At 62.2% G+C, this 12877-nt stretch carries 11 protein-coding genes; 8 read left to right on the top strand and 3 right to left on the bottom strand.

The features are described 5' to 3' along the window. The first annotated feature begins 23 nt into the window (after positions 1-23). Entirely contained in the window at positions 24-656 is a 633-nt protein-coding gene (locus tag E8M83_RS23395; protein WP_206077512.1) for a redoxin domain-containing protein, read from the top strand. A gap of 12 nt (positions 657-668) precedes the next feature. On the opposite strand, the gene murJ is transcribed toward E8M83_RS23395, so the two are convergent. Further along, a complete protein-coding gene (gene murJ / locus E8M83_RS23390; RefSeq protein WP_137175754.1) occupies positions 669-2225 on the bottom strand; it encodes a murein biosynthesis integral membrane protein MurJ in 1557 nt (518 codons plus the stop codon). A gap of 259 nt (positions 2226-2484) precedes the next feature. On the opposite strand from murJ, the gene rpsT reads away from it, so the two are divergent. Then, entirely contained in the window at positions 2485-2751 is a 267-nt protein-coding gene (gene rpsT, locus E8M83_RS23385; protein ID WP_005669248.1) for a 30S ribosomal protein S20, read from the top strand. Positions 2752-3226: 475 nt separating this feature from the next. Continuing rightward, positions 3227-5458 (top strand): NADP-dependent isocitrate dehydrogenase, encoded by a 2232-nt coding sequence (locus E8M83_RS23380; protein WP_137175753.1) that lies wholly within the window; start codon positions 3227-3229, stop codon positions 5456-5458. A 61-nt stretch (positions 5459-5519) separates the two neighbouring features. Here the strand turns inward: E8M83_RS23380 and E8M83_RS23375 are convergent, their stop codons facing one another. After that, the gene (locus E8M83_RS23375; protein ID WP_137175752.1) at positions 5520-6065 is read right to left on the bottom strand and encodes a pseudouridine synthase; all 546 of its coding nucleotides are present in this window, start codon (positions 6063-6065) and stop codon (positions 5520-5522) included. Positions 6066-6240: 175 nt separating this feature from the next. Between E8M83_RS23375 and icd the strand changes: the two genes are divergently transcribed. Together icd and E8M83_RS23365 are read left to right on the top strand one after the other, a co-directional pair. Next, positions 6241-7494, top strand: a complete 1254-nt coding sequence (gene icd / locus E8M83_RS23370) for an NADP-dependent isocitrate dehydrogenase (protein ID WP_137175751.1) — start codon at positions 6241-6243, stop codon at positions 7492-7494. Positions 7495-7523: 29 nt separating this feature from the next. Then, a complete protein-coding gene (locus E8M83_RS23365) occupies positions 7524-7832 on the top strand; it encodes a hypothetical protein (protein ID WP_137175750.1) in 309 nt (102 codons plus the stop codon). Between the two features lie 53 nt (positions 7833-7885). Here E8M83_RS23365 and E8M83_RS23360 read toward each other — a convergent pair whose 3' ends face one another. Next, positions 7886-8089, bottom strand: a complete 204-nt coding sequence (locus E8M83_RS23360; RefSeq protein WP_020653506.1) for a cold-shock protein — start codon at positions 8087-8089, stop codon at positions 7886-7888. A 319-nt stretch (positions 8090-8408) separates the two neighbouring features. On the opposite strand from E8M83_RS23360, the gene clpS reads away from it, so the two are divergent. The 3 genes from clpS (at position 8409) to E8M83_RS23345 (ending at position 12857) form a co-directional block, all read left to right on the top strand. After that, the gene (clpS, locus tag E8M83_RS23355; protein ID WP_137175749.1) at positions 8409-8711 is read left to right on the top strand and encodes an ATP-dependent Clp protease adapter ClpS; all 303 of its coding nucleotides are present in this window, start codon (positions 8409-8411) and stop codon (positions 8709-8711) included. Next, positions 8708-11008 carry an ATP-dependent Clp protease ATP-binding subunit ClpA gene (clpA, locus tag E8M83_RS23350; RefSeq protein WP_137175748.1) on the top strand — a complete coding sequence of 767 codons (2301 nt, stop codon included), beginning with the start codon at positions 8708-8710 and terminating at the stop codon, positions 11006-11008. The genes clpS and clpA overlap by 4 nt, the downstream gene beginning before the upstream one ends. A gap of 253 nt (positions 11009-11261) precedes the next feature. Further along, the gene (locus E8M83_RS23345; protein ID WP_137175747.1) at positions 11262-12857 is read left to right on the top strand and encodes a methyl-accepting chemotaxis protein; all 1596 of its coding nucleotides are present in this window, start codon (positions 11262-11264) and stop codon (positions 12855-12857) included. Positions 12858-12877 lie beyond the last annotated feature (20 nt).

The raw sequence follows: 12877 nt of genomic DNA, 5'->3' as shown, positions 1-12877 counted from the left end.
TCATTCATCCACAAGGAGATGTCATGCAAGCTTCCTCTCGTCGCACCCTGTTGCGCAGCACTGTTTCGATGGCGGCCCTGCTGCTGGGCGCCGCCGCGGCGCCTGTCTTCGCCGCGCCGGTCGTCGGCCAGCCGGCCCCCGCCTTCACGGCCGTCGACAGCAAGGGCAAGCAGCACAGCCTGGCCGACTACAAGGGCAAGACCGTGGTGCTGGAATGGACCAACCACGATTGCCCTTACGTGAAGAAGCACTACCAGGCGAATATCCCGAACCTGCAGAAGCAGGCGAAAGATGCGGGCGTGGTCTGGCTGAGCGTGATCTCGTCGGCGCCGGGCGAGCAGGGTCATGTGGACGGCAAGAAGGCCGACGAGCTGACGACCAGCCGCAATGCGGCGCCGAGCGCGGTGCTGCTCGACCCGCAAGGCACGGTCGGCAAGGCGTATGACGCGCGCACCACGCCGCATATGTACGTGATCGACGCCAGGGGCGTGCTGCGCTACGCGGGCGGCATCGATAGCATCGCATCGGCCAAGCTGGAAGACATCGAGAAGGCGAGCCCGCTGTTCAAGACGGCGATGGAAGCGGTCGTGAAGGGCGAGATCGTGGCCCAGGCCACGACCCGCCCCTACGGCTGCAACGTCAAGTACAAGTCCTGAGCGCGGACGATCTCAGGCGGCGCGGCGGCGGAAGTCGCGCGGCCTGAAGCCAAGCACCGCCAGCACCGCGAAGTAGGCGAAGGCGCAGGCCGTGATGATGGCGAGCAGGGCGCCGATGCGCAGCGCCGGCGTGGCTTTCATCGCGGCCCAGTCGAACTGGGCCTGGCCGAACCAGGCCAGCGCCCCCATCACGCTGACCGCGACGGCCAGCTTGATGAAGAATTTGAGCCAGCCCGGCTGCGGCGCATAGATGCCGCGCCGGCGCAGGCCGATATACAGGCAGGTGGCGTTGATGCAGGCGCCCAGGCCGATCGACAGGGCGAGGCCGGCCACGCCCAGGTCGAGCCAGAACACGAACAGCAGGTTCATCAACTGGGTCGCGAACAGCACCATGATCGCGATGCGCACCGGCGTCTTGACGTCCTGGCGCGCATAGAAGGCCGGCGCCAGGATCTTGACGAGGATGATGCCCAGCAGGCCGGCGCTGTAGGCCATCAAGGGCATGGCCGAATTGGCCAGCGCCGCATCGTCGAATTTACCGTAGTGGAAGAGGGTGGCGATCATCGGCTCGGCCAAGCTTGCCATGCCCACGGCCGCCGGCAGCGCCAGCAGGAAGGTCAGGCGCAAGCCCCAGTTGAGCAGGGCCGCATATTCCTCGGCATTTCCTTCGCTATTGGCTTTTGACAGCGACGGCAGCAGGATGGTGCCCAGCGCCACGCCCAGCATCGCGGTCGGGAATTCCATCAGGCGGTCGGCATACTGCAGGGCCGAGACCGCGCCCGCCGCCAGGCTGGCGGCGATGCCGGTATTGATCAACAGGCTGATCTGGGCCGCCGACACGGCGAACACGGCCGGGCCCATCTTGCGCAGCATGCGCCGCACGCCGGCGTCGCGCAGGCCGTGCATCGGATTGAGGGAGATGCGCGGCAGCATGCCGATTTTCACCAACGACGGAATCTGGATCGCCACCTGCAACAGGCCGCCGACGCAGACTGCGATCGCCATCGCATAGATCGGCTGCTCCAGGTAGTTGACCAGCACCAGCGAGGCGAAGATGAAGGACAGGTTCAGCAATACGGGGGTAAAAGCAGGCACCTTGAACTGGCGCCAGGTATTGAGGATGCCGCCTGCCAGCGCGACGAAGGACATGCAGGCGATATACGGGAACATCATCTGCGTCATGATGACCGAGGCGTCGTAGGCGCCGGGTGTGTCGCGCAGGTCGCCGGCCAGCACGGCGATCAGGAGCGGGGCGCCGACGATGCCGACGATGCTGGTCAGTACCGTAGCCCAGATCAGGGCGGTGGCCACGTGGTCGACCAGGGTCTTGGTGGCCCCCTCGCCGTGCTGCGTTTTATATTCCGACAAGATCGGGACGAAGGCCTGCGAGAACGCACCTTCGGCAAACAGGCGGCGCAGCAGGTTCGGCAGGCGGAAGGCGATGATGAAGGCGTCGGTATAGGCCGAGGCGCCGAAGGCGCGCGCGAACAGGCTTTCGCGCAGCAGGCCGGTGACGCGCGAGAGCATGGTCATGCTGGAGATGGCGGCGAGGGTTCTGAGCAGGTTCATGGCGCAAGATTATACTTGGGCAACTCGTCGGAATCGGGGATGTTCTGACGTACCGGACGGCACTCCCGCAAGGACAGTAAACCGACAATCTTTGAATTATGAATTGCTCCGAATTGAAACCTTCGCTATAATCATGGGCTGTACTGAATTCTGTTAGCAGACACTGATCGTTGGGCAGGCATTGCATAGCTCACCCCGGCGCAAGTTTGATAGTCGCTAATGTTTGCAAACGCAACTTGACCCCGATTTAGGAAATTCCATGGCAAATACCGCACAAGCGCGCAAACGCGCTCGTCAAGCAGTTAAGCAAAACGCACACAACTCGTCGCAGCGTTCGACCCTGCGCACCGCAATCAAGGCCGTCCGCAAAGCCATCCAGGCCGGCGACAAGGCTGCTGCGACCACCATCTTCCAGCAATCCGTGTCGAAGATCGACAGCATCGCTGACAAAAAGATCATCCACAAGAACAAGGCAGCGCGTCACAAGAGCCGCCTGGCTGCAGCCCTGAAAGCACTGTCGGCTTAATAGCCGTTTGCGACGCGGCCCTCGGGCCGCGACAGCAAGGTTCTGTGCAGTTGGAAAGACCCGCCCGACTTCGGTCCTGGCGGGTTTTTTTGCTTGGCGCGGCGCTTTTACGGTTCCGTCCTCATCCATGTTTAACGCGTACATCGCCTTGCCGAACGCTTAAAAACTGGTATCCCATGCAAAGCTCGGGCATAATATGGCGCGTCTTATGTCTTATAGAAGACTTGAGCGCGCTGCCGCGACGAAGCGAAGGCTGCCACTGGCTGGTGGTCATCCCTTTGCGATCTGCCCATCCCGGGGTCGGGAGGGGTAGAATGTCCGCCATCAGCGCGGTGCGCCAGGGCGGGGCGCCAAGGCGGAGCGCCAAGGCGGAGCGCCAAGGCGGAGCGCCAAGGCGGAGCGCCAAGGTCTTGCCTGTGGCCAATTGTCAGTTTAATACTCGCGACAGCGTTCGCGATTACCGAGGAAAATGTGCATGAGCAGTGATCAGACCATCATCTACACCCTGACCGACGAGGCGCCGCTGCTGGCGACCCACGCCTTCCTGCCCGTGGTCAGCACCTTCACCAAGCCGGCCGGCATCACCGTCGAAGCCAGCGACATCTCGGTCGCGGCCCGTATCCTGGCCGCCTTCCCGGAGAACCTGACTCCGGAACAGCGCGTACCTGACGCGCTGGCCGACCTGGGCCAGAAGACGCTCACGCCGGAAGCGAACATCATCAAGCTGCCGAACATCAGCGCCTCGGTCACCCAGCTGACCACCGCGATCAAGGAACTGCAAGAGAAGGGCTATAATATCCCCGACTATCCTGCCGATCCGAAGACCGACGAAGAAAAATCGATCAAGGCCAAGTACGGCAAGTGCATCGGCTCGGCCGTGAACCCGGTCCTGCGCGAAGGTAACTCGGACCGCCGCGCACCGCGCGCCGTCAAGGAATACGCACGCAAGAACCCGCACTCGATGCAGCCATGGTCGCAGGCATCGCGCACCCACGTGTCGCACATGACCCAGGGCGACTTCTACCACGGCGAAAAGTCGATGACCCTCGACGCGGCGCGCGAAGTCAAGATGGAACTGGTCACCAAGGGCGGCCAGACCATCGTCCTGAAACCGAAGGTCGCGCTGCAAGCCGGCGAGATCATCGATTCGATGTTCATGAGCCGCAAGGCCCTGCTCGACTTCTACGAAGCGCAGATCGAAGACGCGCACCAGACCGGCATGCTGTTCTCGCTGCACGTCAAGGCGACCATGATGAAGGTCTCGCACCCGATCGTGTTCGGCCACTGCGTGCGCATGTTCTACAAGGATGCCTTCGCCAAGCACGGCGCGCTGTTCGACAGCCTGGGCATCAATGTCAACAACGGCATGGCCGACCTGTACAACAAGATCGCCGACCTGCCGTCGTCGCAGCGCGAAGAAATCATCCGCGACCTGCACGCCTGCCAGGAACACCGTCCCGAGCTGGCGATGGTCGATTCGGCCAAGGGCATCACCAACTTCCACTCGCCGAACGACGTGATCGTCGACGCGTCGATGCCGGCCATGATCCGCGCCGGCGGCAAGATGTACGGCGCCGATGGCCGCCTGAAGGAAGTCAAGGCCGTCATTCCAGAGAGCACCTTCGCCCGCATCTACCAGGAGATCATCAACTTCTGCAAATGGCATGGCGCCTTCGATCCGAAGACCATGGGCACCGTCCCGAACGTCGGCCTGATGGCCCAGCAAGCCGAGGAATACGGCTCGCACGACAAGACCTTCGAGATCACGGAAGACGGCGTGGCCAACATCACCGATCTCGCCACCGGCGAAGTGCTGATGTCGCAAAACGTCGAAACCGGCGATATCTGGCGCATGTGCCAGGTCAAGGACGCGCCGATCCAGGATTGGGTCAAGCTGGCCGTGACGCGCGCGCGCAACTCGGGCATGCCGGCCGTGTTCTGGCTCGACCCATACCGTCCGCACGAAAATGAACTGATCAAGAAGGTCAAGGTCTACCTGAAGGATCACGACACCAGCGGCCTGGACATCCAGATCATGTCGCAAGTGCGCGCCATGCGCTTCACGCTCGAGCGCGTCTCGCGCGGCCTGGACACCATCTCGGTGACCGGCAACATCCTGCGCGACTACCTGACCGACCTGTTCCCGATCATGGAACTGGGCACGTCCGCCAAGATGCTGTCGATCGTGCCGCTGATGGCCGGTGGCGGCATGTATGAAACCGGCGCCGGCGGTTCGGCGCCGAAGCACGTGCAGCAGCTGGTCGAAGAGAACCACCTGCGCTGGGATTCGCTGGGCGAGTTCCTGGCCCTGGCCGTCTCGCTGGAAGACCTCGGCATCAAGACCGGCAACAACAAGGCCAAGGTGCTGGCCAAGACCCTGGATTCGGCCACCGGCAAGCTGCTGGACAACCGCAAATCGCCATCGCCGAAGACCGGCGAGCTCGACAATCGCGGCAGCCAGTTCTACCTGTCGATGTACTGGGCGCAAGAGCTGGCCGCGCAGACCGAGGATGCCGAACTGGCCGCCAAGTTCGCGCCGCTGGCCAAGCAGCTGGGTGAGAGCGAAAGCAAGATCGTCGCCGAACTGCTGGAAGTGCAGGGTAAGCCTGCCGACATCGGCGGCTACTACAAGCTGGACGAAGCCAAGGTGAGCGCCGTGATGCGTCCGAGCGCGACCTTCAACAGCGCGCTGGAATCGCTGGCGTAATCCGCAGCGCCAATAAAAAACCCGCCGTACCGTGAGGTCGGCGGGTTTTTTCATGGCCGGATCATAAGCGGACTTCGGTGTATTCCCCGGGCATCAGCGGGTGTGTCGACAGGGAAAACGGACCGATACTGTTGCGCACCAGGCGCAGGGTAGGGAAACCCACCGCCGCCGTCATCCGCCGCACCTGCCGGTTCTTGCCTTCCTCGAGCGTGATCGCAATCCAGGCGGTCGGCTTGTCCTGGCGCGCGCGGATTGGCGGATTGCGCGGCCACAGCCATTCCGGTTCGGCGATGCGCACCGCGCGGCAGGGCCGGGTCACGAAGTCGCCCAGGTCGAGCGGCGCCTGCAGGCGCGCCAGGGCGGCGGCATCCGGCACGCCATCCACCTGCACCAGGTAGGTCTTGGCTTCCTTGTGGTCGGGATGGGCGATCTTGTGCTGCAGCTTGCCGTCGTCGGTCAGCAGCATCAGGCCTTCGCTGTCGGCGTCCAGCCGGCCGGCGGGATAAATGCCTGGAATATCCAGGTAATCGGCCAGCGATTCACGGCCCTCTTGCGGCGAGAACTGGCACAGGACCTGGAACGGTTTATTAAAGAGAATCAGGGGCATCGGTTGCGTCAAGCGGATAAGGGGCGCCTTCGGTCAATAGCGTGCCGATATGGCAGAATACTGAGGCATAATAAACCGCACGCCATCTTATGTCTTATAGAGGACTGGCGGCGGAGAGGGCGATATTGTAATCGAGTTCGCCCTCCCGACCGCCGCCCACCAGGGAGAACACGCGATGTACCAGCATATCACCGTCCCGGCCGACGGCCGCAAGATCACCGTCAATGCCGATTTCACCCTGAATGTCCCGGATAACCCGGTCATTCCCTATATCGAGGGCGATGGCACCGGCGTGGACATCACGCCGGTCATGATCAGGGTGGTCGATGCGGCGGTCGAAAAAGCCTATGGCGGCGCGCGCCGGATCAGCTGGATGGAAATCTTTGCCGGCGAAAAGGCGACCGGGCGCTATGGCGCAGACACCTGGCTGCCGGGAGAGACGCTCGATGTGCTGAAGGACTACGTGGTCTCGATCAAGGGCCCGCTGACGACGCCGGTCGGCGGCGGCATCCGTTCGCTCAATGTCGCGCTGCGCCAGGAACTCGACCTGTATGTCTGCATGCGCCCGGTGCGCTATTTCCAGGGCGTGCCGTCGCCGCTCAAGCAGCCGGAAAAGACCGATATGGTCATCTTCCGTGAGAACTCCGAAGACATCTACGCCGGCATCGAATGGGAAGCCGGTTCGGAAGGCGCGCAGAAGCTGATCGCTTTCCTGTCCGAGGAAATGGGCGTCAACAAGATCCGTTTTCCCGGGACCTCGGGACTGGGCATCAAGCCGGTCTCGCGCGAGGGTACGGAGCGCCTGGTGCGCAAGGCGATCCAATATGCGATCGACAATGACAAGCCCTCGGTGACCCTGGTCCACAAGGGTAATATCATGAAGTACACCGAAGGCGCTTTCCGCGACTGGGGCTATGCACTGGCGCAAAAGGAGTTCGGCGCCGAGCTGTTCGATGGCGGCCCATGGTGCCGGGTGAAAAATCCCAGGACCGGGCGCGACATCATGATCAAGGATTCGATCGCCGACGCCTTCCTGCAGCAAATCCTGTTGCGCCCCGCCGAATACAGCGTGATCGCCACCCTGAACCTGAACGGCGACTATATCTCGGATGCGCTGGCGGCCCAGGTCGGCGGCATCGGCATCGCGCCGGGCGCCAATATCTCCGATTCGGTGGCAGTATTCGAAGCAACCCATGGCACGGCGCCGAAATACGCGGGCAAGGATTATGTGAATCCGGGTTCGCTGATCCTGTCGGCCGAGATGATGCTGCGCCATATGGGCTGGAGCGAGGCGGCCGACCGCATCATCGCGGCCATGGGCCGCGCGATCGTGTCGAAAAAGGTGACGTATGACTTCGCGCGCCTGATGGAAGGGGCGACCCAGGTATCGTGCTCGGGATTCGGCGAGGTCATGATCGAGAATATGTAAGCGCGTCCCGGCACGCGCAAGGAGAACGCATGGACCAGGAATCGATTACCCAGGCCGAATTCGAAAGAATCGGGCGTTTCATCTACGGCTTCCAGCGCCATGCCGATCCGGAGCAGTTGCGCGCAGCGGCGGCGGCGGGCGCGCTGGCGCCCAACGTTGCCGAGCGTGCGGCAGCCCTGGTGCGCCGCTACGACGAGGCGCTCGATGCGCTCCAGCGCAATACCGTCGACGGCATGCCCGATGCCGTGAGCGACGACGAGTTGCAGGCAATCCTGGCCGACGCGGCGGCATTCGTGCAGGCCAGCGGCTGGACCCATGGCGAGAATCCCGTCCGCTAGGCGAAAAAAAAACCCCGCTGTTGCGGGGTTCCTTGCTTCCGGGAGGGGAAAGATTACATGCCCTGGATATTGGAAGCTTGTTTGCCTTTAGGGCCTTGCGTGACTTCGAATTGGACTTTTTGACCTTCTTTGAGGGTCTTAAAACCGTTCATGTTGATCGCGGAGAAGTGAGCGAACAGATCCTCGCCGCCGTCATCAGGAGTGATGAAGCCAAAGCCTTTGGAATCATTGAACCACTTAACAGTACCAGTTGCCATAAAAGAACTTTCAAATTTTAACAAATCACACGAGCCATAAAAGCAAGAAGCTTCTTGCCCCCTCCTCAGCCTGCTCACTTCTTATCAACAAGTACATAAGTACAATGTCAATAACTGCATTGTTGGTGGAATAATCACTGAAGTCAAGCGCTTTTACGTGCCTATTGTCAAATATTTCAGCATCAGCCCATCCACGGTCTTGATTTCCGCAATCGGAACGCCATCTGCGCAAATATCTGAAAAAGCGTAAGATGGAAACATCAGAAAACGAGCTGATGTTTACGCTTGGCACCAACCGCGGAAGTATTAGAATAACCCCATGGCAACGAAGCACGATACTGAACAACTGCTCGAGCGGCAGACCGTCAAACCGCCTCCGCTGTATCAGGTGGCGCTACTGAACGATGACTACACGCCGATGGAGTTCGTGGTCGCCGTGATCCAGGAGTATTTCAACAAGGATCGCGAGACCGCAACCCAGATCATGCTGTCCGTGCACCAGAATGGTAAAGGTGTGTGCGGGGTGTTTTCCAAAGATATAGCGTGTACCAAAGTGGAGTTTGTCTTAACGCATGCGCGCAAGGCCGGGCACCCCCTGCAGTGCGTGATGGAGGAAGTATGATTGCGCAGGAACTTGAAGTATCCCTACACATGGCCTTTGTCGAGGCACGACAGGCACGCCACGAGTTCATTACCGTGGAACACCTGCTGCTCGCGCTCCTCGATAATCCATCGGCCGCCGAAGTCCTGCGTGCGTGCGCGGTCAATATCGAAGACCTGCGCAAGACCCTGACTAATTTTATCGGTGATAACACCCCGACCGTGCCTGGCACGGGCGAGGTCGACACCCAGCCGACGCTCGGTTTCCAGCGCGTGATCCAGCGCGCGATCATGCACGTGCAGTCGGCCTCGAACGGCAAGAAAGAAGTCACCGGCGCCAATGTGCTGGTGGCGATCTTCGGCGAGAAGGATTCGCACGCTGTCTATTACCTGCACCAGCAGGGCGTGACCCGTCTCGACGTCGTCAACTTCATCTCGCACGGCGTGCGCAAGGACCAGCAGATGGACACCCAGAAGGCGTCCGAAGGCGTGGAAGAAGCGCAGGTCGAAGGCCAGGCGAAAGAGTCGCCGCTCGACCAGTTCACCCAGAACCTGAACAAGGCGGCTGCCGACGGCAAGATCGATCCGCTGATCGGCCGCGAAGAAGAGGTGGATCGCGTGATCCAGATCCTGTGCCGCCGCCGCAAGAACAACCCGCTGCTGGTGGGCGAGGCCGGCGTGGGCAAGACCGCGATCGCCGAAGGCCTGGCCTGGCGCATCGTGCAAGAAGACGTGCCCGAGATCCTGCAGAACGCAGTCGTGTTCTCGCTCGACATGGGCGCGCTGCTGGCCGGCACCAAGTACCGCGGCGACTTCGAGCAGCGCCTGAAAGCCGTGCTCAAGCAGATCAAGGACACCCCGAACGGCATCCTGTTCATCGACGAGATCCACACGATCATCGGCGCCGGTTCGGCCTCGGGCGGTACGCTCGACGCCTCGAACCTGCTGAAACCGGCCCTGGCCAATGGCCAGCTCAAGTGCATCGGCGCGACCACGTTCACCGAGTTCCGCGGCGTGTTCGAGAAAGACCATGCACTGTCGCGCCGGTTCCAGAAAGTCGACGTTAACGAACCGACGGTCGAGCAGACCGTGGCGATCCTGCGCGGCCTCAAGTCGCGCTTCGAAGAGCACCATGGCGTGAAGTATTCGGCCTCGGCGCTGTCGACCGCGGCCGAGCTCGCGGCGCGCTTCATCAACGACCGTCACCTGCCTGACAAGGCGATCGACGTCATCGACGAAGCCGGCGCCGCCCAGCGCATCCTGCCGAAGTCGAAGCAAAAGAAAACCATCGGCAAGACCGAGATCGAGGACATCATCGCCAAGATCGCGCGCATCCCGCCGCAAACGGTCAACCAGGACGACCGCAGCAAGCTGCAGACGATCGACCGCGACCTGCGCAACGTCGTGTTCGGGCAAGATCCCGCGATCGAGGCGCTGTCGGCCGCGATCAAGATGGCGCGCGCCGGCCTGGGCAAGACCGACAAGCCGATCGGCTCCTTCCTGTTCTCGGGGCCGACCGGTGTCGGCAAGACCGAGGTGGCGAAGCAGCTGGCCTTCATCCTGGGCATCGAGCTGGTGCGCTTCGACATGTCCGAGTACATGGAGCGTCACGCCGTGTCGCGCCTGATCGGCGCGCCGCCGGGCTATGTCGGCTTCGACCAGGGCGGCTTGCTGACCGAGGCCATCACCAAGAAGCCGCACACCGTGCTGCTGCTGGACGAGATCGAGAAGGCCCATCCGGATATCTTCAACATCCTGTTGCAGGTGATGGACCATGGCACGCTGACCGACAACAATGGCCGCAAGGCGGACTTCCGCAACGTGATCATCGTGATGACCACCAATGCGGGCGCCGAGAGCCTGACCAAGCGCTCGCTGGGCTTCCTCGATTCGAAGGCGGCTGGCGACGAGATGGCCGACATCAAGCGCATGTTCACGCCCGAGTTCCGTAACCGCCTGGATGCGATCATCAGCTTCCGCGCGCTGGACGAAGACATCATCTTGCGCGTCGTCGACAAGTTCCTGATGCAGTTAGAGGAGCAACTGCACGAGAAGAAGGTCGAGGCTATCTTTACCGAGAAGCTGCGCAAGTTCTTGGGCACCAAGGGCTTCGATCCGGCGATGGGTGCGCGTCCGATGTCGCGCCTGATCCAGGACATGATCCGCAAGGCGCTGGCCGACGAGCTGCTGTTCGGTCGCCTGACCAACGGCGGCCGCGTGACGGTCGACCTGAACGAGAAGGACGATGTGGTCCTCGAGTTCCCGGAAGGCGACGCATTGCCGCCACCGGCGCCGGCCGAGACGGTCGAGATCGAGTAAGGAGGGCGCCGCAAGGCGCTGTTATCACAAAGCCCGCGTGCACATGTGCCGCGGGTTTTTTATTTTCTGGCTGATGCAGGATGGGTCAGGAGTCTTCTATTCTGAATGGCGTAACGTTTAATTAACTTAGTTACTTTTTAATTAATATGATTTGTAAAAGACTATGGTAATTCTTGAAATGTAAGTTCATGATCGTGTCATATAACATTCCTACACTACCCGCATCGTTGTCCCACCTCCTCACGGACTACCAATGCGACTCGCACAACTCAATACCTCCGCCAAGCTCATCGGCGCCTTCAGCATCCTCTCCCTCGTCATCGTGATCATCGCCGCCGTCGCGGTATGGCGCATGCACGCGGCGGATGTCATCACCTCCAACCTCGTCAACGACAAGCTCGCCAAGCAGCAACTGGTGTCCGACCTGCTCGGCATCGAGCGCTTGAATGGGTCGCGCACCGTCTCGATCGCGCGCAGCGACAGCCTGGAGTTGGCCGATTACTTCCAGGCCCAGCTGGCCGAAGGCCGCAAGAACATCGCCGCCATCGAAGCGAAGCTGGCCAAGCTGCCGGTATCGAGCAGCGAGCGCGCGCTGCTGCAGGATGCAGCCCGCCACAAGGCCGCGCTGGGGAAGGTCCAGGACGCGCTGTTCAAGGCCAAGGACCTTGGCCAGACCGGCCTGGTCGAAGAAATACTCACCAAGCAGTGGGAGCCGGGCTACAAGGCCAAGATCGGCGCCCTCGACGCCTTGCTCGCCCATGAGAGCAGCGAGGCGCACCGCCTGGCTGACGCATCGACTGCTTCTTCGAGCTTCAGCAAGATCCTGCTGCTGGGCCTGGGCGGCGCGGCGCTGCTGGTCGGGGTCGCCCTGGCCTGGGCCCTGAGCCGCAACCTGGTGGTGCCGCTGCAGCAGGCGGCCAGGCTGGCCGAGCAGGTGGCTCACGGCGACCTGCGGCCGACCATCAGCCACCAGCGCAGCGACGAAATCGGCCGCCTGTTCGACGCCTTGAACGGCATGACCCACGGCGTGTCGAACACCGTGTCGCAGGTGCTGGTCGGCGCCCAGGCGATCGACTCGGCCTCGAACGAGATCGCCGAGGGCAACCAGGACCTGTCGAACCGCACCGAACGCCAGGCCGATGCGCTGCGTCAGACCGTGAGCGCGATGGACGAGTTGAGCGAGGCGATCGCCAGCAACAACGCCAATGCGAAGAACGCCAATGCCCTGGCCCAGACCGCGTCCGGCGTCGCGACCGAAGGCGCACGGGCGGTCGAGCAGCTGGTTGCGCGCATGGGCGCGATCAAGGCTTCGGCCGCGCGCATCGTGGACATCACCGGCATGATCGACAGCATCGCCTTCCAGACCAATATCCTGGCGCTGAATGCGGCGGTGGAAGCGGCGCGCGCCGGCAGCGAAGGCCGCGGCTTCGCCGTGGTGGCATCCGAGGTGCGCAGCCTGGCCCAGCACTCGGCCGGGGCGGCCAAGGAAATCAAGAAACTGATCGGCGAATCGTCGAGCGAGATCGAGGCCGGCACCGGCATGGCCGAATCGGCCGGCTCGACCATGCGCGCCATGCTGGAACACGTGCATGAAGTGGCCGGCATCCTGGGCCAGATCCATACCGCCAGCGCCGGCCAGGCCGATGGCGTCACGCAAGTGAGCCGCGCGATCGCCGAGATCGACATGTCGACCCAGCAGAATGCGGCGATGGTCGAAGAAGCCGCGGCCGCCGCGGCTTCGATGCGCCAGCAGGCGGCCGAATTGTCGGCGCTGGTGGCGACCTTCAAGCTGCGCAGTGCGCTGGCTGCGCCGGACCAGCCACGTCAGCGCCTGCTCGAAGCGGCTTGAATCACGGTAGGGTGGACGGC

The organism is Massilia sp. HP4, from assembly GCF_005222695.1.
Taxonomy (GTDB): Bacteria; Pseudomonadota; Gammaproteobacteria; order Burkholderiales; family Burkholderiaceae_D; genus Telluria.
Note: the sequence above shows the minus strand (reverse complement) of the source record. Positions and strands in the feature narration are given on the sequence as shown.